The organism is Acidocella sp. (genome assembly GCF_036489515.1).
In the GTDB taxonomy this organism is placed as follows: domain Bacteria; phylum Pseudomonadota; class Alphaproteobacteria; order Acetobacterales; family Acetobacteraceae; genus Acidocella.
This window is the reverse complement of the sequence record NZ_DASXFO010000049.1, coordinates 1-20,883: the sequence shown is the minus strand read 5'-3', so window position 1 is coordinate 20,883 and position 20,883 is coordinate 1. Positions and strand designations below refer to the sequence as shown.

The window sequence follows — 20,883 nt, the reverse complement described above, 5'->3', positions numbered from 1 at the left end:
TGGCGCGCCGGCGGCCCCCCTCGGGAGGGCCGCAAGGGGTATCAAGTTTTTGATTTAGAAGGTCTTTTTTAGGCCTGAGATCGGTGCTTGTGCCCTCGCGGACGGGGGTCTAGTCTTTTTACTTATTTCGGGCTGTGGAGTGCTTATGAGCAGCAAATCGAGCGACACCAAGAACACGCTGTATTGTTCCTTCTGCGGGAAATCGCAGCATGAGGTCCGTAAGCTGATCGCCGGCCCGACCGTGTTCATCTGCGATGAATGTGTCGAGCTTTGCATGGACATCATCCGCGAGGAGCACAAGACGCACCTCGTGAAGTCGCGCGACGGCGTGCCGACGCCGCGCGAGATCTGCAAGGTGCTGGACGATTACGTGATCGGCCAGAGCCACGCGAAGAAGGTGCTGAGCGTGGCGGTGCACAACCACTATAAGCGGTTGTCGCACGCCACCAAGAACAACGACATCGAGATCGCGAAGTCCAACATCATGCTGGTCGGCCCGACCGGCTCGGGCAAGACGCTGTTGGCGCAGACGCTGGCGCGCATCCTCGACGTGCCGTTCACCATGGCCGATGCGACCACGCTGACCGAGGCGGGCTATGTCGGCGAGGATGTCGAGAACATCATCCTCAAGCTGTTGCAGGCCGCCGACTATAATGTGGAGCGGGCGCAGCGCGGCATCGTCTATATCGACGAGGTCGACAAGATCAGCCGCAAGTCGGACAACCCCTCGATCACCCGTGACGTGAGCGGTGAGGGCGTGCAGCAGGCGCTGCTGAAGATCATGGAAGGCACCGTCGCCTCTGTGCCGCCGCAGGGCGGGCGCAAGCATCCCCAACAGGAGTTCCTGCAGGTCGATACGACCAACATCCTGTTCATTTGCGGCGGCGCCTTCGCCGGCCTGGAAAAGATCATCTCGCAGCGCGGCAAGGGCTCGGGCATCGGCTTCGGGGCCGATGTGCGCAGCCAGGACGAGCGCCGCACCGGCCTCATCCTGCGCGAAGTGGAGCCCGAGGACCTGCTGAAATTCGGCCTGATCCCGGAATTCATCGGCCGCCTGCCGGTGGTCGCCACGCTGGATGACCTCGACGAGACCGTGCTGATCGAGATTCTCACCAAGCCGAAGAACGCGCTGGTCAAGCAATATGGGCGGCTGTTCGAGATGGAAGGCGTGAAACTCACCTTCACTGAGGACGCGCTGAAAGTGGTCGCCAGCCGCGCCATCAAGCGCAAGACCGGCGCGCGTGGCCTGCGCTCCATCATGGAGAGCATCCTGCTCACCACCATGTTCGACCTGCCCGGGCTGGATGGGGTGGACGAGGTGGTGATCAGCGGCGAAGTGGCGGAAGGACGGGCCGAGCCGCTCTTCCTCTACTCCGAAAAACGCGTGGAGACGGCCTCCTGAGGCAGACGTTGCGCGCGGGACTGGGTCGCGGGGCTTGCAGCCCCGCGATGGGGAGCCGATATGTCGAGTGTGGCCGGGAGCCCCGGCACCTGAGGTTGTGCCTTTCAGGGCAGCCTTTGCAAGGACAAGGAATTCACTATGGCTGACGTTACCAAAACTGCCTCCGCCCCCGAGACGCTGGCGGTTCTGCCCCTGCGCGATATCGTCGTGTTCCCGCATATGATCGTGCCGCTGTTCGTTGGGCGCGAGAAGTCGGTGCGGGCGCTGGAAAGCGTGATGAAGGAGGATAAGCAGATCCTGCTCGTCGCGCAGAAGAACGCCGCACAGGACGATCCCGCCGCCGAGGACATCTACCGGATCGGCACCCTGTCGACGATCCTGCAGCTGCTCAAACTGCCCGACGGCACCGTGAAAGTGCTGGTCGAGGGCATCAAGCGCGCGCGCATCGACGAGTTCAAGGAGACCGAGCAGTATTTCGAGGTGCTCGCCACGCCGATCGAGGACCATGCCGATGAGGGCAAGGAGGTCGAGGCGCTGGGCCGCACCGTGGTCGCGCAGTTCGAGCAGTACATCAAGCTGAACAAGAAGATCGCGCCGGAAGTGCTGGTCTCGGTCAATCAGATCGAATCGCCCTCGAAGCTGGCCGACACGGTCGCCAGCCATCTGGGCTTAAAGATCGCCGACAAGCAGGAACTGCTGGAGCTGGACAGCACGGCCGAACGGCTCGAGCGCGTGTTCAACCACATGGAATCCGAAATCGGCGTGCTGCAGGTCGAGAAGAAGATCCGCAACCGCGTGAAGCGGCAGATGGAGAAGACGCAGCGCGAGTACTATCTGAACGAGCAGCTGAAGGCGATCCAGAAGGAGCTCGGCGAAGGCGAGGACGGCAAGGACGAGACCGCCGAGCTGGAAGCCAAGATCAAGGCGACCAAGCTGAGCAAGGAAGCCCGCGAAAAGGCCGTGGCGGAGCTGAAGAAGCTGCGCAGCATGAGCCCGATGAGCGCGGAAGCGACGGTGGTGCGCAACTATCTCGACTGGATCCTCGGGATCCCCTGGAAGAAGCGCAGCAAGATCAAGAACGACGTGCTCGAGGCCGAGCGCATTCTCAACGCAGACCATTTCGGGCTCGACAAGATCAAGGAGCGCATCGTCGAATATCTGGCGGTGCAGGCGCGCAGCCCGAAACTGCGCGGGGCGATTCTCTGCCTGGTCGGCCCGCCGGGCGTCGGCAAGACCTCGCTCGGCAAGTCGATCGCCAGGGCGACGGGGCGCAATTTCGTGCGCATGTCGCTGGGCGGCGTGCGCGACGAAGCCGAAGTGCGCGGCCATCGCCGCACCTATATCGGCTCGATGCCCGGCAAGGTCATCCAGGGCATGAAGAAGGCCAAGACCTCCAATCCGCTCTTCCTGCTCGACGAGATCGACAAGCTCGGCGCCGACTGGCGCGGCGATCCGTCCTCCGCGCTGCTCGAGGTGCTGGATCCGGAGCAGAACGCGACCTTCGCCGATCATTACCTGGAGGTCGATTACGACCTGTCCGACGTGATGTTCGTGACCACCGCCAACAGCCTGCACATGCCGCAGCCGCTGCTCGACCGCATGGAGATCATCCGCATTCCCGGCTACACCGAGGATGAGAAGATGGAGATTTCCAAGCGCCACCTGATCGCCAAGCAAGGCGAAGCGCACGGGCTGAAGAAGGAAGAGTGGTCGATTTCCGACGAGGCGCTGCTCGAACTGATCCGCACGCATACCCGTGAGGCGGGGGTGCGCAACCTCGAGCGCGAGCTCGCCAACCTGGCGCGTAAGGCGGTCAAGGAGATCGTCACCTCCAAGGTCAAGAAGGTGACGATCACCAAGAAAAATCTCGAGAAGTTCGCCGGTGTGTCGAAATTCCGCTACGGCGAGACCGAGTCCGAGGACATGGTCGGTGTCGTCACCGGCCTGGCCTGGACCGAAGTGGGGGGCGAAATCCTCACCATCGAGAGCGTGCTGCTGCCCGGCAAGGGCAACGTCAAGCAAACCGGCAAGCTCGGCGACGTGATGCAGGAGAGCGTGCAGGCCGCGTATTCCTATATCCGCTCGCGCGCGGTGCAGTTCGGCATCAAGCCGCCCTTCTTCGACAAGCGCGACATTCACATCCACGTGCCGGAAGGTGCGACTCCGAAGGATGGTCCGTCGGCCGGCATCGCCATGGCGACTTCGATTGTCAGCGCGATCACCGGCATCCCGATTCGCCGTGACATCGCCATGACCGGCGAGATCACGCTGCGCGGCCGGGTGCTGCCGATCGGCGGCTTAAAGGAGAAATTGCTGGCGGCCCTGCGAGCGGGGATCAAGACCGTGATCATCCCCCAGGACAATGAGAAAGATCTCATTGAAATCCCTGACAATGTGAAAAAGGGCTTGGTCATTATCCCGGTCTCGCATGTCGACGACGTCATCGGACGGGCGTTGGTCAGGAAGCCGGAACCGATCGACTGGGAGGATGCCGCGGACGATCTCGCGGCCGCCCCAGGCGATGCGCGTGCTGCCGTTTTGCCGCATTAAACTAGCGGTTTGACGGTCGCGGCCCAGATTGGCTATCAACTGGGCTCGCTATTCACCATGGCTCACCTAGGTCAAAGATGGACCTGGGTGGGCGCTTTTGTATGCACATAACAGGGAGTTTACCCGTGAATAAAATGGACTTGATTGCCGCCGTCGCTGAAGAAACCGATATCTCCAAGGCGAAGGCTGCTGAAGTCGTGGACGCCGTGTTCGGGGCGATTGAAAAATCCCTGAAGCAGAAGCTTGAGGTTCGCCTCGTCGGCTTCGGCACGTTCGCGACCTCCGAGCGCGAGGCCTCCAAGGGCCGCAACCCGCGCACCGGTGCCGAGATCGACATTCCGGCTTCCACCTCGGTCCGCTTCAAGCCCGGCAAGACACTGAAGGACGCAGTGAACTAAAGACTTTGCGATTCGGACGGCGCGAGCCGTCCGTTTTCCCTGTGGGCGGTTAGCTCAGCGGTAGAGCGTCTCGTTTACACCGAGAGGGTCGGCGGTTCAAACCCGTCACCGCCTATACGATTTTGTCTCGTTGACGTTGCTGCCGTCGCAAATCTCTTGCGGCGGTTTTTTTTGGCGAAGTAAGTAGCCGCTTTTCGAGCTAAAGCGGCGCAAAAACTTTTGGCGATGCTGGGCCATGGGCAGTGTCAGCGACAACGCCCATGACCCAGATTAATAAAGTTTTTTTGCTTCTTTTTGTTCACAAAAAGAAGCCTTTCCTTTTGCCTTTCTCATTGCTGAGCAGCGCGGATAGATTTCAGGCTTTAGACGCTTGACGCTCGGCGCGTCACGCATTACACCGCGCCCACTGCCACGCGGGTGTAGCTCAGTTGGTTAGAGCGCCGGCCTGTCACGCCGGAGGTCGCGGGTTCGAGCCCCGTCACTCGCGCCAGTGTGGTAGAAAATTCCTTTGAAAATTTGTTTCGTTTGGATCGCAGGGCGAGAGCCTTTGCGATGGTCTGCGCGTGTGCCGCTGTGTTATAATGCGGTCGCGCGATCCCGGTGCAAGTATTCCAGCGCATACAATCTGTTCCATCAGCTATGTCGATCAAGCGATTGATAACTATTGACCTCGGGCTGCTGCGGTGCGACATGGCGCTTACGAATTTGTCATCCAGCCGTGGGGAGACGTGCCGTGCAGCCGGTACTTTCGCAGTATTTCCCGATCATCGTGTTTGCCGCGCTCGCGGCCCTGATTGGTCTGGCGATGGTTTTCGGTTCGGTTTTTGCGGCACATCAGAAGCCTTATGCGGCCAAGCTCACGGCCTATGAATGCGGGTTCGAGGCGTTTGGCGATGCGCGTCGGCGGTTCGATGTACGCTTTTATCTGGTTGCCATTCTCTTCATTGTTTTCGATGTCGAAGTCGCGTTTCTGTTCCCCTGGGCGGTCAGCCTGGCGCGCATCGGCCTGCTTGGTTTTTTCTCCATGCTTGGCTTTCTCGCGGTCCTGACCGTCGGCTTCATCTATGAGTGGAACAAGGGCGCGCTGGATTGGGAGTAGCCGCATGAACGTGCCGGACACCGCGCTCGCCTGGAACCGCGAGCACCTGCCCCAGGGGTCCGCCCAGGACGCTGTGATCAAGGGCATCACCGGCGAGATCGCCGGCAAGGGCTTCGTCGTCGCCAACATGGATAAATTGGTGAACTGGGCGCGCACCGGCAGCCTCTGGCCGATGACGTTTGGTCTCGCCTGTTGCGCGGTGGAAATGATCCACGCTTACATGCCGCGCTATGACCTCGACCGGTTCGGCGTCATCCCGCGCGCCAGCCCCAGGCAGAGCGACGTGATGATCGTCGCCGGCACGCTGACCAACAAGATGGCGCCGGCGCTGCGCCGGGTCTACGATCAGATGCCGGAGCCGCGCTGGGTGATCTCCATGGGCAGCTGCGCCAATGGCGGCGGGTATTATCACTATTCCTATTCCGTGGTGCGCGGCTGCGACCGGATCGTGCCGGTCGACATCTACGTGCCGGGCTGCCCGCCGACCGCCGAGGCGCTGGTCTACGGCATCATGCAGCTGCAAAAGAAAATCCGCCGGACAGGGACGATTCTCCGTGGCTGAAGAGATCGTGGATATCATGCGCGACACCATGGCAGCCCTTCCGGGCGCCATTAAGGCATATCGCGAGATCGGCGAACTGGTCGTGCTGGTCGAGCGCGACCGGGCCTATGCGCTGCTGCAGGAGCTGCGCGACAAATTCGGTTTCCAGCAAATGATGGATATTTGCGGTGTCGACTGGCCGCAGCGCGCCGCACGGTTCGATGTCGTCTACAATCTGCTCTCCGTCACCCGCAACGAGCGCCTGCGCGTGATCGTGCAGACCGATGAGGCGACACCGGTCGTCTCGGTGTCCGCGATCTGGCCGTGCGCCACCTGGTGGGAGCGCGAGGTGTGGGACCTGTTCGGCATCGCCTTCGAGGGGCTGGCGGATCACCGCCGCATCCTCAGCGATTACGGCTTCGAGGGGCATCCTTTGCGCAAGGATTTTCCGCTCACCGGCTATGTCGAGGTGCATTACGACGCCGAGCGCAAGGCGGTGGTCTACGACAAGGTGAAGCTGACGCAGGAATTCCGCAATTTCGATTTCCTCTCGCCGTGGGAAGGCATGACCACGCTGCCCGGCGATGAGAAAGCGCGGGGAGAGCGTAAATGAGCGAGCTGGCGCCGACCACCAAGACGATCGAGGTCGACAACCACACGATCAATTTCGGCCCGCAGCATCCCGCCGCGCATGGCGTGCTGCGGCTGATCCTGGAGATGGATGGCGAGGTCATCGAGCGCGCCGATCCGCATATTGGCCTGCTGCATCGCGGCACCGAGAAGCTGATCGAGTACAAGAGCTACATGCAGGCGGTGCCGTATTTCGACCGTCTGGATTATGTCTCGCCGATGGCCTGCGAACATGCCTTCGCGCTGGCCACGGAAAAGCTGCTCGGCATCCAGGCGCCGGATCGCGCGCAATGGATCCGCGTGCTGTTCGCGGAAATCACGCGCGTGCTGAACCATCTGCTCAGCGTCGGGCATTTCGCGCTCGACTGCGGCGCGCTGACACCCGGCCTGTGGGGCTATGAAGAGCGCGAGAAGCTGCTGGAATTTCATGAGGCGGCGTCCGGCGCGCGTTTCCATTCCAATTATTTCCGCCCCGGTGGCGTGGCGAAAGATCTGCCGGCCGGGCTGGAGCAGAAGATCGCCGATTGGGCCGAGAGCTTTCCGAAGTTCATCGACGACGTGGAAGCGCTGCTCACCGGCAATCGCATCTGGAAGCAGCGCACGGTGGATATCGGCGTGATTTCCGCCGAGGATGCGCTGGCCTGGGGTTTTTCCGGGCCGAGCCTGCGCGGTTCTGGTGTGGCTTGGGATCTGCGCCGCGCGCAGCCTTATGACAAATATGCCGAGGTCGAATTCGACGTGCCGATCGGCCGTCATGGCGACACTTACGACCGCTATCTCGTACGCATCGCCGAGATGCGCGAGAGTGTGAAAATCATCAAGCAGGCGCTGGCGAAAATGAAACCGGGCCCGATCAAGCTGCAGGATCACAAGATCACGCCGCCGACCCGCGCGCAGATGAAACACTCGATGGAAGCGCTGATCCATCACTTCAAACTCTATACCGAGGGCTATCACGTGCCGGCCGGCGCCACCTACACGGTGGTGGAGGCGCCGAAGGGCGAGTTCGGCGTGTATCTGGTCGCCGACGGCAGCAATCGTCCGTATCGTTGCAAGATCCGCGCGACCGGCTTTGCGCATCTGCAGGCGACGGAGAAGCTTTCCAAGGGGCATATGCTGGCTGACATGGTCGGCATTCTCGGCTCCCTCGACATCGTCTTTGGTGAGATTGACCGGTGAATATGGCAGAGCCAACGGAATTTGTCTTTGACGAGATCGCCGAGGCGGCCGTCGTTCAAATGATCGCGCGCTATCCGGCGGGCAAGCAGGCGAGTGCGGTGATGCCGCTGCTCGACATCGTGCAGCGCCAGATGGGCCGGCAGACCGGCTCCGCCTGGGTGCCGCGCATCGCCATGGATGTGGTGGCCAAACGCCTCGGCATGGCGCCGGTGCGCGTCTACGAGGTCGCGACCTTCTACCTGATGTACAACACCAAGCCGGTGGCCAAATATCATCTGCAGGTCTGCACCACCACGCCGTGCTGGCTGCGCGGCTCGGATGAGATCGTGGCGGCCTGCAAGAAGGCTGGTGGCGTCAAGGATTTCGGCCAGACCAGCGAGGACGGGTTGTTCACCATGACCGAGGTGGAATGCCTCGGCGCCTGCGTGAACGCGCCGATCCTGCAGATCAACGACGACTATTACGAGGATCTCGATGCCGAGAAGACCGAGGCGCTGCTTTTGCAGCTGAAGGCCGGCGAGCCTTTGCCGCCGGCGGGCTCGGCGATCGGCCGGCACGCCTCGGCGCCGGTGTCCAACCAGACCACGTTGCTGCAAGACGGCAGTCCGGCGGAGTAACCCAGATGCTGAACGACGCTGACAGGATCTATCAAAATCTCTACGGGCTGCACGATTGGAAGCTGCCCGGCGCGCGCGCGCGCGGTGATTGGGACGGCACCGCCGATATTCTCGCGCGAGGGCGGGACGCGATCGTCGAGGAGATGAAGGCGTCGGGCATGCGCGGCCGTGGCGGCGCGGGCTTCCCGACCGGCATGAAATGGTCGTTCATGCCCAAGCAGAGCGACGGGCGGCCGTCTTATCTCGTGGTGAATGCCGACGAGAGCGAGCCCGGCACCTGCAAGGACCGCGACATCATCCGCAATGAGCCGCACAAGCTGGTCGAAGGCTGCCTGATCGCCGCCTTCGCGATGGGCGCGCATACCGCCTTCATCTATATCCGCGGCGAATACTACAACGAAGCCGTGCGCCTGCAGGCGGCGATCGACGAGGCGCGCGCGGCCGGGCTGATCGGCCCGAACGCGTCGGGCTCGGGCTGGGATTTCGACATCGTCCTGCATCGCGGCGCCGGCGCGTATATTTGCGGCGAGGAATCGGCGCTGCTGGAGAGCCTGGAAGGCAAGAAGGGCATGCCGCGCATGAAGCCGCCTTTCCCCGCCGCCATGGGCCTCTATGGCTGCCCGACCACGGTGAACAATGTCGAGACCATCGCCGGCGTGGGGACCATCATGCGCCGCGGCGCCGCGTGGTTTTCAGCACTCGGCCGGCCGAAGAATGCCGGCACCAAGCTATTCTGCATTTCCGGCCATGTGAACCGGCCCTGCAATGTCGAGGAGGAACTCGGCATTCCGCTGAAAGACCTGATCGAGAAACATGCCGGCGGCGTGCGCGGCGGCTGGGACAATCTGCAGGCGGTGATCCCCGGCGGCGCGTCGATGCCGATCCTGAACAAGGCGATGTGCGACACCCAGCTGATGGATTTCGATTCCCTCTCGGCGGTGAAAAGCGGCCTGGGTTCCGGCGCCATCATCGTCATGGACAAGTCGGCCGACGTGGTGAAGGCGATCTGGCGTCTTTCGAAATTCTTCAAGCATGAAAGCTGCGGTCAGTGCACGCCGTGCCGCGAGGGCACCGGCTGGATGATGCGCATGATGGACCGGATCGTGCAGGGCAAGGCCAGCATGGCCGACATCGCGCTCATGGAGCAGGTGACGTCGCAGGTGGCGGGTCACACGATCTGCGCCTTCGGCGATGCCGCGGCCTGGCCGATCCAGGGTTTGATGCGGGCGTTCAGGCCGCTGGTCGAGGCGCGTGCCATCGACGCGCCGCGTCCGGTTGTGGCGCAGGCGGCGGAGTAAGAACATGGCAAAAGTCATCGTCGACGGCATCGAGGTTGAGGTCGCGAACGGGTCGACCGTTCTGCAGGCGGCGGAAGCGGCGGGCAAGGAGATCCCCCGCTTCTGTTATCATGAGCGCCTGTCGATCGCCGGCAACTGCCGCATGTGCCTGGTCGAGGTCGAGAAAATGCCCAAGCCGGTGGCCTCGTGCGGCCAGCCGGTGGCGGAGGGCATGGTGATCCACACCGACACCGAGAACGTGCGCAAGGCGCGTCGCGGCGTGATGGAGTTCCTGCTCATCAATCATCCGCTGGATTGCCCGATCTGCGACCAGGGCGGCGAATGCGACCTGCAGGACGAGGCGGTGAGCTATGGCCGCGATTATTCGCGCTATGACGAGGCCAAGCGCGCTGTCGGGCAGGGGGATTGGGGGCCGCTCGTCAAAACCACGATGACGCGCTGCATCCATTGCACGCGCTGCATCCGCTTCACCACCGAAGTGGCCGGCGTGGCCGAGCTGGGCGCCACCGCGCGCGGCGAGAGCATGCAGGTCGGCACCTATATCGAGAAGGCGCTGAGTTCGGAACTTTCGGGCAATATCATCGATCTTTGCCCGGTCGGCGCGCTCACTTCGAAGCCTTATGCCTACACCGCGCGGCCCTGGGAGCTGCGCAAGACCGACAGCATCGACGTGCTCGACGCGGTCGGCGCGAACATCCGCATCGATGCGCGCGGGGCTGAGGTGTTGCGCATTCTGCCGCGCCTGAATGACGACGTGAACGAGGAATGGCTGGGCGACAAGTCGCGTTTTTCCATCGACGGCCTGAAGCGCCGCCGCCTCGACCGGCCGTGGCTGCGCGAGAACGGCAAATTGCGCGCGGTGAGCTGGGAAGAGGCGTTCGCTGCCGTCGCTGCCAAGGTCAAGGGCACGGCGCCGGAGCGCATCGGCGCCATCGCCGGCGATCTCTGCGATGTCGAGAGCATGCTCGCGCTGAAGGAATTCTTCACAGCACTCGGCTCGAAGAATCTGGATTGCCGGCAGGATGGAGCGGTGTTCGACGCTTCCCGGCGGCCGTTCTATCTGTTCAACACCACGATCGCCGGGATCGAGGAGGCGGACGCGCTGCTGATCATCGGCAGCAACCCGCGCCACGAGGCGCCGGTGCTGAACGCGCGCATCCGCAAGCGCTGGCTGACCGGCGGGCTGAAAGTCGCGCTGATCGGCCAGAGCCATGAGCTGACCTACGGGTTCGACCATCTCGGCGCCGGGCCGGAGGCGATTTCGGCCCTCCTCGATGGTTCGCACGCGTTTGCCGAAGTGCTGAAGACCGCCAAAAACCCGATGGTGATCCTCGGGGCAGGGGCGCTGGCGCGGCCGGATGGCGCGGCGATCCATGCTGCCGCCTGGAAGCTCGCGGCACAGTTCAACATGCTCACCCCGGACTGGCACGGTTTCAACGTGCTGCACCATGCGGCAGCACGGGTCGGTGCACTGGATATCGGGTTCCTGCCCGGCGCCGGCGGCAAGAGCACGGCGCAAATGCTGGGTGGCGGGACCGACATTCTGTGGCTGCTCGGCGCCGATGAACTCGACACCAAGGCGATCGGACCGGACACCTTCGTGATCTATCAAGGCCATACCGGCGATGCCGGGGCGGCGCGCGCGGATCTGATCCTGCCGGGTGCGGCCTATACGGAAAAAGACGGCACCTATGTGAACACCGAGGGCCGCGTGCAGCAGGCGCAGCTGGCGCTCAAGCCACCCGGCGATGCGCGCGAGGACTGGCGCATCATCCGCGCGCTCAGCGCCTATCTCGGCCATGCGCTGCCCTATGACACGCTGCCGGAATTGCGCGCGCATCTGGCGGAAACCTATCAGCTGTTTGCCCGCATCGGCGAGGTGCGGCGCCTGGCGGGCACGGACCCGGCGGCACCCGAAGGTGAGGTTTCCGCTGTGGGCCGCGAGGCGTTGGTGCCGGTGCTGGCGAACTACTACCAGACCGACCCGATCAGCCGCGCCAGCCCGACCATGGCGGCCTGCGTCGCCGCGCATTATCCGGCGCTGGAGGCCGCGGAATGAACGCGTTCTTTTTTCATACCGACCTTGGCTTCCTCATTCTCACGGTGCTGAAGACGCTGGCGGTGGTCGTGCCGCTGTTGGTCGGGGTCGCCTATCTCACCTATTTCGAGCGCAAGGTGATGGGCGCGATCCAGTTGCGCAAGGGCCCCAACGTGACCGGCCCGTTCGGCCTGTGGCAGCCTTTCGCCGACGCGCTGAAAATGATGTTCAAGGAGACGATCTTCCCCGCCGGGGCGGACCGTGTGCTGTTCACCTTGGCGCCGATGATCACCTTCGGCCTGGCGGTCACCGCCTGGGCGGTGATCCCGGTCAATAATGGCTGGGCAGTCGCCAACATCAATGTCGGCATCCTCTACCTCTTCGCGATCTCCTCGCTCGGCGTGTACGGCATCATCATCGCCGGCTGGGCCAGCAACTCGAAATACGCCTTCCTCGGCGCGCTGCGCAGCGCCGCACAGATGGTGTCCTACGAAGTCTCCATGGGCTTCGTCATCGTCACCGTGCTGATCTGCGCCGGCAGCCTGAATTTGAACGACATCGTGCTGGCGCAGCGTCACCTCTGGTACGCGATCCCGCTCTTCCCGATGTTCATCATCTTCTTCATCTCCGGCATCGCCGAGACCAACCGCGCGCCGTTCGACCTGGCCGAAGGCGAGACGGAAATCGTCGCCGGCTTCTTCGTGGAATACAGCGCCATGACGTTCGCGCTGTTCTTCCTCGGCGAATACGCGAACATGATCCTCGTCAGCGCCATGACCACGCTGCTGTTCCTCGGTGGCTGGCTCTCGCCGCTGCCGTTCGTGCCCTTCACCCTGGTGCCGGGCGTGATCTGGTTCCTCGTGAAAATCCTCATCTGCCTGTTCGTGTTCGTGTGGGTGCGGGCCACCTTGCCGCGCCTGCGCTACGACCAGCTGATGTCGCTGGGCTGGAAAGTGTTCCTGCCCCTCTCTCTCGCCTGGCTGGTGATCACCGCCGGCTTCCTGGAAATCTTCGGGCTGCTGCCCCATGCTTGATAGGTCAACACCATGATCCGGCTCGACCGTATGGCCCGTGGACTGTTGCTGAGCGAGATCGTCGCCGGCCTCGGCCTCACGCTGAAATATTTCTTCAAGCCCAAGGCCACGATCAACTATCCGTTCGAGAAGAACCCGATCAGCCCGCGCTTCAAGGGTGAGCACGCGCTGCGCCGCTACCCGAACGGCGAGGAACGCTGCATCGCCTGCAAGCTCTGCGAGGCGGTGTGCCCGGCGCAGGCGATCACCATCGAGGCCGAACCGCGCGAGGACGGCTCGCGCCGCACCACGCGCTACGACATCGATATGGTGAAATGCATCTATTGCGGCCTGTGCGAGGAAGCCTGCCCGGTGGATGCCATCGTCGAGGGGCCGAATTTCGAATTCGCCACCGAGACGCGCGAAGAACTGCTCTACGACAAGGCCAAGCTGCTGGCCAACGGCGACCGGTGGGAGCCGGAGCTGGCGAAGCGGCTGGAACTTGACGCGCCCTATCGGTGAGATCCCAGCCATGATCCCCAATCTCGTCTTTTATGTCGCCTCCTTCATCCTGCTGGCTTCGGCGGTGATGGTGGTCAGCAACCGCAACCCGGTGCATTCGGTGCTGTTCCTGATCCTCGCCTTCATCAACGCCGCGGTGTTGTTCCTGCTGAGCGGCGCCGAGTTCCTGGCGATGCTCCTGGTCATCGTCTATGTCGGCGCGGTCGCGGTCCTGTTCATGTTTGTCGTGATGATGCTGGACGTGAACTTCGCCAAGATGCGCGAGGGTTTCCAGCGTTACGCGCCGGTCGGTGGCCTGGTCGCCGTGGTTCTCTTCATCGAGCTCGTGCTGGTGCTTTCGGGCTGGAGCATCGCGCCCGGTGCCGCCGGCGCGCGGCTGTTCCCGACGCCGGCGGGTGTGACGAATACCCAGGCGCTGGGTGAGCTGATCTATACGAAATATCTGCCTTTGTTCCAGCTCGCGGGCGTGATCCTGCTGGTGGCGATGATCGGCGCGATCGTGCTGACGCATCGCGAGCGCCGCCGCGCCAAGACCCAGGATCTCGACGTGCAGCACGCCCGCGTGCCGGCCGATACGCTGGTGATGGTGCCGGCCAAGGTCGGGGCGGGCGCGCAAATGCCGCGTCATGAGGAGGATGCGCTGTGATGACCGTGCCGCTTTCACACTATCTGATCGTTGCCGGGCTGCTGCTGGTGATCGGCATTTTCGGCATCTTCATGAACCGCAAGAACATCATCATCATCATGATGTCGATCGAGCTGATCCTGCTCGCCGCGAACATTAATTTCGTCGCCTTCTCCGGCGCGCTGCACGACATGGTCGGGCAGGTCTTCACCATGTTCGTGCTCACCGTCGCCGCCGCTGAGGCGGCGATCGGGCTCGCCATTCTGGTCATCTATTTCCGCAACCGCGGCTCGATCGAGGTCGAGGACGTGACGTTGATGAAGGGCTGATATGTTAACGCTGATCGCCGTTCTGGCACCGCTTTTCGGTTCCGTGCTCGCGGGCGTCGGCCGCCCGTTCCTTGGCAGGCAGCTGGCGATCGGCGCCAGCATCCTGTTCATGATCATCTCCGCCATCGCCGGGGTGACGTCCTTCGTGACGCTGCTTCATGTCGGTGTGCCGGCGGCGCCCCTGCATGTCGCCGACTGGATTGCGGTCGGCGGCTTCAATCCGGGCTGGACCTTGCGCCAGGACATGCTGACGCTGGTGATGGTGGCGATGGTCAGCTCCGTCTCGCTGGTGATCCATATCTACAGCGTCGGCTACATGGAGCACGACAAGACCGCGCCGCGCTTTTTCGCGTATATCTCGCTGTTCACCTTCGCGATGCTGATGCTGGTGACATCCAACAACCTGGTGCAGCTGTTCTTCGGCTGGGAGGGTGTGGGCCTCGTCTCCTACCTGCTCATCAACTACTGGTATGACCGGCCGGCCGCGAACGCGGCGGCGATCAAGGCGATGATCGTCAACCGCATCGGGGACCTGTTCTTCGCGGTCGGCATTGCGCTCGCCTATCTCGTCTTCAACACCATCTCCTTCGACGGCATTTTTGCCGCCGTCACGGCGCATGCCGGCAACCGCTACGCGCTGTTCGGCACCCAGTTCCCGGCGCTGGAGGTGATTTCGATCCTGCTGTTCATCGGCGCGATGGGCAAGTCGGCGCAGTTCCTTCTGCACACCTGGCTGGCCGACGCGATGGAAGGCCCGACGCCGATTTCCGCCCTCATCCATGCCGCCACCATGGTCGCGGCGGGCGTGTTCATGATCGTGCGCATGTCGCCGCTGATCAACCACGCTCCGGTGGCCATGGAGGTGATCACCGTGATCGGCGCCACCACGGCCTTCTTCGCCGGCACGGTCGGTTGCGTGCAGAACGACATCAAGCGCATCATCGCCTATTCCACCTGCTCGCAGCTCGGCTACATGTTCCTGGCCGCCGGGCTCGGCGCCTATCCGGTGGCGATGTTCCACCTCATCAATCACGCTTTCTTCAAGGCGCTGCTGTTCCTGGCCGCGGGCTCGGTCATCCATGCGATGTCCGACGAGCAGGATGTGCGGCTGATGGGCGGCCTCTGGCGCAAGCTGCCGGTCACCTGGGTGACGTTGCTGATCGGTGGCCTGGCGCTCTCCGGTATTCCGCCCTTCTCCGGCTATTATTCCAAGGACGCGATTCTCGGCGCGGCGTTTGCCTCGCACAGCGCGGTCGGCATGTATGGCTGGGTCCTCGGCACCGTCACGGCCGGGCTCACCGCGTTCTACACGGCGCGGCTGGTGCTGCTCACCTTCCACGGCACGTCGCGCGCGCCCAAACATGTGCAGGAGCATGTGCATGAGAGCCCGCTGGTGATTCTCGGGCCGCTGGTGCTGCTCGCCATCGGCGCGGTGAGCAGCGGCTTCCTGTTCCGCAACGCCTTTATCGGCGGTGGCTTCAGCGCCTTCTGGGGCGGCAGCATCGCCGTGCCGGGCACGATCATGCAGTCGATCGATCAGATCCCGGCCTGGGCGGCGCTGGCGCCGCTGACCGCCGCGATCATCGGTCTCGCCGTCGCCGCCATCATGTATATTCTGGTCCCCTCGCTGCCGGGGCGGCTCTCGCAAGCCTTCAGGCCGCTCTATTTGTTCGTCCTGAACAAATGGTATTTCGACGAAATCTACGATGCGCTCCTGGTTCGCCCGAGCTTGCGGCTCGCGAAATTCGCATGGCGCTTCGGCGACGAGCAGGTGATCGACGGTGTGCCCACAGGCCTCGCCACGCTCACTGCCGATGCCTCGACACAGACCGTGAAACTGCAGACCGGGTCGATCGCCCTCTACGCTTTCATCATGCTGATCGGCCTGCTCGTCTTCCTCAGCCTCTTCCTGTGGGTCCGCTAACATGAACCAGGCCGGTTTCCCGATCCTTTCGCTGATCACCTTCCTGCCGCTGGTCGGCGTGTTCTACCTCGTCACCTTGCGCGGCGACGAGGCGGCGGTGGCGCGCAACGCCCGCTACGCCGCGCTCTGGACCAGCCTCGTGGTGCTGGCGCTGGGCATTTATCTCTGGAGCGCATTCAACCCCGCTGTGGCAGGATTCCAGTTCGTGGAGACCGTGCCCTGGCTCTCCGGGATCGACGTGCAGTACCGCATGGGGGTGGACGGCATCAGCCTGTCCCTGATCCTGCTCACGGTGTTCATCACGCCGATCGCGATCCTCTCCGCCTGGTCGATCACGCGCCGGGTGCGCGAGTTCATGATCGCCTTCCTGCTCCTGGAAACGATGACCGTGGGCATGTTCGCGGCGCTCGATTTCGTCGTGTTCTACATCTTCTTCGAGGCTGTGCTGCTGCCGATGTATCTCATCATCGGCGTCTGGGGCGGCGAAAAGCGCATTTTCGCGGCGGTGAAATTCTTCATCTTCACGCTCGCCGGCTCGCTGTTCATGCTGCTGGCGCTGGTCTGGATGTGGCGCAACGCCGGCACCACCGACATCGTGACCTTGCTGCACACGCCGATCCCGCCGCACATCCAGATGTGGCTGTTCATCGCCTTCCTCGCCTCGTTCGGTGTGAAGGCGGCGGTGTGGCCGCTGCATACCTGGCTGCCGGACGCCTATGGCGAGGCGCCGCTGCCGGGCACCATCATGCTCGCGGCCGTGCTGTCGAAAATGGGCGCCTACGGCTTTCTGCGCTTCGCCGTGCCGATGCTCCCCCAGGCCTCCGCCGCCGCCGAACCGCTGATGTTCACCCTCGGCGTGGTCGCGGTGATCTATGTCTCCTACGTGGCGCTGGCGCAGACCGATATGAAGCGCATGATCGCCTATTCCTCGGTCGCGCATATGGGCGTGATCGTGATCGGCATTTTCACCTTCACGGTCGAGGGCATTGAGGGCGCGCTGTTTCAGATGCTCTCGCACGGCATCGTTATCGCAGGCTTGTTTGTCTGCTCCGGGATTTTGCTGGCGCGCGGTGAGACCATGGCGCTCTCGAAGCTGGGCGGGCTCGCCACGCGCATGCCGGTCTATGCCGCGGCTTTGATGCTGTTCTCGCTGGCGAATATGGGCTTGCCCGGCACCTCGGGCTTCATCGGTGAAATCCTCGTGATCGTCGGCGCGATGAAAGTGAATTTCTGGGTGTCGCTGCTGGGCGGTGCCGGCATGGTTCTGGGCGCCGCTTATATGCTGGTGTTGCTGCGCGCCGTGCTGTTCGACAAGTTCACGCGGCCTGAACTGGCGAGCCTGAAAGACCTCACCGCCGGGGAATACGCCATGCTGGTGCCGCTCGCCGTGATGGTGCTGTGGCTCGGCATCTATCCGAGCAGCTTCACGCATATCTTCGATGCGCCGGTCACCGCCATGGTGCAGGCGCATGTCGCGGCCCTCACGCCGCACACGGCCATCGCCATGGTGAGCAAATGATCTCTTTCTCCCCCCTTATTCCTGCCTTGCTGCTGGGTATCGGCGGCATGGCGCTGCTGATGTTCGGCGTGTTCGCCAAACGCGAGCGTGCCACCAGCTGTACCGCCGGTGCGTTGATCCTGCTGGTCCTCGCCGCCGGCTTCACCTTGGCGGCGCCCGATGGGCCGTTGTTCGGCGGGCTGCTGCAGACCAACACCTTCACCCGCTATGCCGACGTGCTGGTGATGCTGGGTGCTGCCGCGGCGCTGATCCTCTCGGTCGATTATAACCGCCGCGAAGGCATCGCCCGCTTCGAATACCCGATCCTGGTGCTGTTCTCCGTGCTCGGCATGATCGTGATGATCTCCGCCGCGGACCTCATGACGCTCTATGTCGGGTTCGAGCTGCAATCGCTGGCGCTGTATATCTGCGCGGCGCTGGCGCGGGATTCGCTGCGCTCCACTGAGGCGGGCCTCAAATATTTCGTCCTGGGCGCGCTTGCTTCCGGGCTGCTCGTCTACGGCATTTCGCTGGTCTACGGCTTTGCCGGCACCACCAATTTCGCCTCGCTCGCGGGCGTCCTGGCGCATGGCGCGGGCTACGGGACGGTGATCGGCATCGTCTTCGTGCTGGTCGGTCTCGCCTTCAAGATTTCCGCCGCACCGTTCCATATGTGGACGCCGGACGTGTATGAGGGCTCGCCCAGCCCGGTCACCGCTTTGTTCGGCACCGCCCCGAAAGTCGCCACCATGGCGCTGCTGCTCGCGGTGATGATCGGGCCGTTCGGGCCGCTGCTGCATCAGTGGCAGATGCTGGTCGAGATCCTCAGCATCGTCTCCATGGCGCTCGGCGCGCTGGCCGCGATCGGCCAGACCAGCATCAAGCGCCTGCTCGCTTATTCCTCGATCGGCCATATGGGCTACGCGCTGATGGGCCTCGCCGCCGGCACGGTGGCCGGCATCCAGGCGACCTTGGTCTACATGGCGATCTATGTGGTCATGTCCTTCGGCAGCTTCGCCTGTGTCATCGCCATGCGCCGCCGTGGCCAGGCGGTGGAGACCATCGCCGACCTTGCCGGCCTGTCCGCCGAGAAGCCGGGCTTTGCCCTGGCGCTGGCGATCTTCATGTGGGCGATGGCCGGCATCCCGCCGCTCTCCGGCTTCTTCGGCAAACTTTATGTCTTCTCCGCCGCGGTGAACGCGGGTCTCGACACGCTCGCCGTGGTCGGGGTGGTGACAAGCGTCATCGGCGCGTTCTATTATCTGCGCGTGATCAAGGTGATGTATTTTGACGCCGGGCGGCCGGAATTCGACCCAATGGCGGGCGGCGTGCGCTTCGTCATGGCGGTCGGCGCCATCGTCACCTGCCTGTTCGTGTTCATCCCCGGCCCGCTGGTCAGCGCCGCCGATGCCGCAGCCCGGGCCTTGATGGGGTGATCGCCTGGCGGCTCGAACGTTACGACGAACTCGGCTCGACTTCGGATGAATGCGTCGCCCGCGCCAAAGCGGGGGCGGCAGCCGGACTGGCGGTGCAGGCGCGGCGGCAGGTTTCCGGCCGCGGCAGCCGCGGGCGGGAATGGACCGCGCCCGAAGGTAATCTTTCCTTTTCGTTTTTGCTCCGCCCCGACCGACCCGCCGCCGAGGCAGGGCTGTTTTCGCTTATCGCCGGCATCGCTTTGGTCGAGGCGTTGGCGCCGTGGAGCAAAACGCTGCCGATGCTGAAATGGCCGAATGACGTGCTGCTGGACGGCGCCAAGCTCGCCGGCATCCTCATCGATGCCGCGACGGACGGTGCAAAAATTGAGTGGGTGGTGGTCGGGATCGGCGTGAATCTGGCGGCCGCACCCGACATCGCGGGGCGCCGCACCACCTCGCTGAGGGATCATGGCGGCAGCCTCAGTGCCGATGACGCCGCCGACGCGATCCTGGCGCGCATCGCGGCATGGCACGACGCGCCGGGCGCGAAAATCTGCGAATCATGGCAGGCTTGGGGGCATCCTGTGGGCACGAAGCTCATCGTGCGCGGCGCACGGGGTGAACGTCATGGCGCCTTTGCGGGCCTGTCCGACGCCGGCGAATTGCTGTTGCAGGACAAAGATCGTATCGAACCCATCAGCACGGGCGACATCCTGCTCGGGCAGGCCTAGAGCATGATTGCTTTGCATCAATCATGCTCTAACCTATTTTTGGCGAGCAATTTCATGCGTTTAGATGGCAACGGTCGATTCCATCTAAACGCACATTGCTCTAGGGAAGCGGGAGCCCATGCTACTGGTCATTGACGCCGGCAACACCAACATCGTCTTCGCGGTGCATGACGGCACGGAATGGCGCGGCGCCTGGCGTCTCGCGACCTCGGCGCAGCGCACCTCGGATGAATACGGCGTATGGCTGGAGGCGCTGCTGACCCGCGCCGGCATCACGCCCGGCCAGGTCAACCGCGCGGTGATCGGCACCGTGGTACCGGCGGCTTTGTATCATCTGCGGCGGCTCTGCCGCGAATGGTTCGACTCCGAGCCGCTGGTGGCCCAGGCCTCGCTGGATTGGGGCTTTGAGATCAAGGTCGACAATCCCGACGAGGTCGGCGCCGACCGGCTGCTCAACGCGCTGGCCGCGCACAACCATTATGGCGGGCCGCTGGTGGTGGTGGATTTCGGCACCGCCACCACGTTCGACGTGGTCGACAGCACCGGCGCCTATCTTGGCGGGGTGATCTCGCCCGGCATCAATTTGTCCATCGAGGCGCTGCATCAGGCGGCGGCGCGGCTGCCGCGCATCGGCATCGGCCGGCCGCAGGCGGTGATCGGCCGCTCCACCATCCCAGCCATGCGCTCGGGCATCTATTGGGGCTATGTCGGGCTGATCGAGGGGCTGCTGGTGCGCATCGAAGGGGAATTCGGCGCGCCCCTGAAAGCCATCGCCACCGGCGGCCTGGCTCCGCTCTTCGCCGAGGGGACCACGCAATTCACCGCCATCGACCCCGATCTGACTTTGGACGGGCTGCGCCTGCTCTCGCTGCGCAATTCCCCGCCGCCTTTGCCGCGCGACCGTGCGCGGTTTATCGAGACTGACTGAACACTTTTATTCCAGGAGCTTTTTATCTGATGGCAAAATCCACCGGCAAATCCTCGGGTCCGATCCGGGGCGATGCCCCGGGCGGGTTCATTTTCATTCCCCTCGGCGGCACCGGGGAGATCGGCATGAATTTCAACCTCTATGGC

19 protein-coding genes and 2 tRNA genes are annotated in these 20,883 nt (G+C 63.4%); all 21 read left to right on the top strand.

Going from position 1 to position 20,883, the window contains the following annotated elements; all coding sequences use genetic code 11:
- Positions 1-145 precede the first annotated feature (145 nt).
- The 21 genes from clpX to VGG47_RS07605 all read left to right on the top strand — a co-directional run bounded on the left by clpX (position 146) and on the right by VGG47_RS07605 (position 20,737).
- Positions 146-1,402: an ATP-dependent Clp protease ATP-binding subunit ClpX gene (clpX, locus tag VGG47_RS07705; RefSeq protein WP_331537131.1), complete on the top strand. Its 1,257-nt coding sequence runs from the start codon at positions 146-148 to the stop codon at positions 1,400-1,402.
- Positions 1,403-1,540: 138 nt separating this feature from the next.
- Entirely contained in the window at positions 1,541-3,952 is a 2,412-nt protein-coding gene (lon, locus tag VGG47_RS07700; RefSeq protein WP_331537129.1) for an endopeptidase La, read from the top strand.
- Positions 3,953-4,086: 134 nt separating this feature from the next.
- Complete coding sequence (locus tag VGG47_RS07695; RefSeq protein ID WP_331537198.1) at positions 4,087-4,350, top strand: HU family DNA-binding protein; 264 nt, start codon at positions 4,087-4,089, stop codon at positions 4,348-4,350.
- Positions 4,351-4,393: 43 nt separating this feature from the next.
- Positions 4,394-4,465, top strand: a tRNA-Val gene (locus VGG47_RS07690).
- Between the two features lie 298 nt (positions 4,466-4,763).
- Positions 4,764-4,840 (top strand) — tRNA-Asp (locus VGG47_RS07685).
- Between the two features lie 279 nt (positions 4,841-5,119).
- Positions 5,120-5,449: an NADH-quinone oxidoreductase subunit A gene (ndhC, locus tag VGG47_RS07680; protein WP_408841713.1), complete on the top strand. Its 330-nt coding sequence runs from the start codon at positions 5,120-5,122 to the stop codon at positions 5,447-5,449.
- Between the two features lie 4 nt (positions 5,450-5,453).
- Positions 5,454-6,011: a NuoB/complex I 20 kDa subunit family protein gene (locus VGG47_RS07675; RefSeq protein ID WP_331537125.1), complete on the top strand. Its 558-nt coding sequence runs from the start codon at positions 5,454-5,456 to the stop codon at positions 6,009-6,011.
- Positions 6,012-6,027: 16 nt separating this feature from the next.
- The gene (locus VGG47_RS07670; RefSeq protein ID WP_331537196.1) at positions 6,028-6,603 is read left to right on the top strand and encodes an NADH-quinone oxidoreductase subunit C; all 576 of its coding nucleotides are present in this window, start codon (positions 6,028-6,030) and stop codon (positions 6,601-6,603) included.
- Positions 6,600-7,799: an NADH-quinone oxidoreductase subunit D gene (locus VGG47_RS07665; RefSeq protein WP_331537123.1), complete on the top strand. Its 1,200-nt coding sequence runs from the start codon at positions 6,600-6,602 to the stop codon at positions 7,797-7,799. The genes VGG47_RS07670 and VGG47_RS07665 overlap by 4 nt, the downstream gene beginning before the upstream one ends.
- A gap of 2 nt (positions 7,800-7,801) precedes the next feature.
- Entirely contained in the window at positions 7,802-8,416 is a 615-nt protein-coding gene (locus tag VGG47_RS07660; RefSeq protein WP_331537120.1) for a complex I 24 kDa subunit family protein, read from the top strand.
- A 5-nt stretch (positions 8,417-8,421) separates the two neighbouring features.
- Positions 8,422-9,714, top strand: a complete 1,293-nt coding sequence (gene nuoF, locus VGG47_RS07655; protein ID WP_331537118.1) for an NADH-quinone oxidoreductase subunit NuoF — start codon at positions 8,422-8,424, stop codon at positions 9,712-9,714.
- A 4-nt stretch (positions 9,715-9,718) separates the two neighbouring features.
- Positions 9,719-11,773 (top strand): NADH-quinone oxidoreductase subunit NuoG, encoded by a 2,055-nt coding sequence (gene nuoG / locus VGG47_RS07650; protein ID WP_331537116.1) that lies wholly within the window; start codon positions 9,719-9,721, stop codon positions 11,771-11,773.
- Positions 11,770-12,786 (top strand): NADH-quinone oxidoreductase subunit NuoH, encoded by a 1,017-nt coding sequence (gene nuoH / locus VGG47_RS07645; protein ID WP_331537115.1) that lies wholly within the window; start codon positions 11,770-11,772, stop codon positions 12,784-12,786. The genes nuoG and nuoH overlap by 4 nt, the downstream gene beginning before the upstream one ends.
- A gap of 12 nt (positions 12,787-12,798) precedes the next feature.
- Positions 12,799-13,287 (top strand): NADH-quinone oxidoreductase subunit NuoI, encoded by a 489-nt coding sequence (nuoI, locus tag VGG47_RS07640; protein ID WP_331537113.1) that lies wholly within the window; start codon positions 12,799-12,801, stop codon positions 13,285-13,287.
- Positions 13,288-13,297: 10 nt separating this feature from the next.
- A complete protein-coding gene (locus VGG47_RS07635; RefSeq protein WP_331537194.1) occupies positions 13,298-13,933 on the top strand; it encodes an NADH-quinone oxidoreductase subunit J in 636 nt (211 codons plus the stop codon).
- Positions 13,933-14,241: an NADH-quinone oxidoreductase subunit NuoK gene (nuoK, locus tag VGG47_RS07630; protein ID WP_331537111.1), complete on the top strand. Its 309-nt coding sequence runs from the start codon at positions 13,933-13,935 to the stop codon at positions 14,239-14,241. The genes VGG47_RS07635 and nuoK overlap by 1 nt, the downstream gene beginning before the upstream one ends.
- Position 14,242: 1 nt before the next feature.
- Positions 14,243-16,165 (top strand): NADH-quinone oxidoreductase subunit L, encoded by a 1,923-nt coding sequence (nuoL, locus tag VGG47_RS07625; protein WP_331537109.1) that lies wholly within the window; start codon positions 14,243-14,245, stop codon positions 16,163-16,165.
- Position 16,166: 1 nt separating this feature from the next.
- Positions 16,167-17,684: an NADH-quinone oxidoreductase subunit M gene (locus VGG47_RS07620; RefSeq protein ID WP_331537107.1), complete on the top strand. Its 1,518-nt coding sequence runs from the start codon at positions 16,167-16,169 to the stop codon at positions 17,682-17,684.
- Positions 17,681-19,099, top strand: a complete 1,419-nt coding sequence (gene nuoN, locus VGG47_RS07615) for an NADH-quinone oxidoreductase subunit NuoN (RefSeq protein ID WP_331537105.1) — start codon at positions 17,681-17,683, stop codon at positions 19,097-19,099. Before VGG47_RS07620 ends, nuoN begins: the two co-directional genes overlap by 4 nt.
- On the top strand, positions 19,096-19,809 hold the full coding sequence (locus VGG47_RS07610; protein ID WP_331537103.1) for a biotin--[acetyl-CoA-carboxylase] ligase: 714 nt from the start codon (positions 19,096-19,098) through the stop codon (positions 19,807-19,809). The genes nuoN and VGG47_RS07610 overlap by 4 nt, the downstream gene beginning before the upstream one ends.
- A 118-nt stretch (positions 19,810-19,927) precedes the next feature.
- On the top strand, positions 19,928-20,737 hold the full coding sequence (locus VGG47_RS07605; RefSeq protein ID WP_331537101.1) for a type III pantothenate kinase: 810 nt from the start codon (positions 19,928-19,930) through the stop codon (positions 20,735-20,737).
- Positions 20,738-20,883 lie beyond the last annotated feature (146 nt).

What these genes read in the sequence shown, in the direction of transcription:
- VGG47_RS07665 (WP_331537123.1), top strand. Translation starts at nt 6,600, where the DNA reads ATGAGCGAGCTGGCGCCGACCACCAAGACGATCGAGGTCGACAACCAC.
- nuoG (WP_331537116.1), top strand. Translation starts at nt 9,719, where the DNA reads ATGGCAAAAGTCATCGTCGACGGCATCGAGGTTGAGGTCGCGAACGGG.
- clpX (WP_331537131.1), top strand. Translation starts at nt 146, where the DNA reads ATGAGCAGCAAATCGAGCGACACCAAGAACACGCTGTATTGTTCCTTC.
- nuoH (WP_331537115.1), top strand. Translation starts at nt 11,770, where the DNA reads ATGAACGCGTTCTTTTTTCATACCGACCTTGGCTTCCTCATTCTCACG.
- nuoN (WP_331537105.1), top strand. Translation starts at nt 17,681, where the DNA reads ATGATCTCTTTCTCCCCCCTTATTCCTGCCTTGCTGCTGGGTATCGGC.
- VGG47_RS07605 (WP_331537101.1), top strand. Translation starts at nt 19,928, where the DNA reads ATGCTACTGGTCATTGACGCCGGCAACACCAACATCGTCTTCGCGGTG.
- nuoF (WP_331537118.1), top strand. Translation starts at nt 8,422, where the DNA reads ATGCTGAACGACGCTGACAGGATCTATCAAAATCTCTACGGGCTGCAC.
- nuoI (WP_331537113.1), top strand. Translation starts at nt 12,799, where the DNA reads ATGATCCGGCTCGACCGTATGGCCCGTGGACTGTTGCTGAGCGAGATC.
- VGG47_RS07635 (WP_331537194.1), top strand. Translation starts at nt 13,298, where the DNA reads ATGATCCCCAATCTCGTCTTTTATGTCGCCTCCTTCATCCTGCTGGCT.
- nuoK (WP_331537111.1), top strand. Translation starts at nt 13,933, where the DNA reads ATGACCGTGCCGCTTTCACACTATCTGATCGTTGCCGGGCTGCTGCTG.
- VGG47_RS07675 (WP_331537125.1), top strand. Translation starts at nt 5,454, where the DNA reads ATGAACGTGCCGGACACCGCGCTCGCCTGGAACCGCGAGCACCTGCCC.
- VGG47_RS07660 (WP_331537120.1), top strand. Translation starts at nt 7,802, where the DNA reads ATGGCAGAGCCAACGGAATTTGTCTTTGACGAGATCGCCGAGGCGGCC.
- VGG47_RS07670 (WP_331537196.1), top strand. Translation starts at nt 6,028, where the DNA reads ATGCGCGACACCATGGCAGCCCTTCCGGGCGCCATTAAGGCATATCGC.
- VGG47_RS07620 (WP_331537107.1), top strand. Translation starts at nt 16,167, where the DNA reads ATGAACCAGGCCGGTTTCCCGATCCTTTCGCTGATCACCTTCCTGCCG.
- lon (WP_331537129.1), top strand. Translation starts at nt 1,541, where the DNA reads ATGGCTGACGTTACCAAAACTGCCTCCGCCCCCGAGACGCTGGCGGTT.
- nuoL (WP_331537109.1), top strand. Translation starts at nt 14,243, where the DNA reads ATGTTAACGCTGATCGCCGTTCTGGCACCGCTTTTCGGTTCCGTGCTC.
- VGG47_RS07695 (WP_331537198.1), top strand. Translation starts at nt 4,087, where the DNA reads ATGGACTTGATTGCCGCCGTCGCTGAAGAAACCGATATCTCCAAGGCG.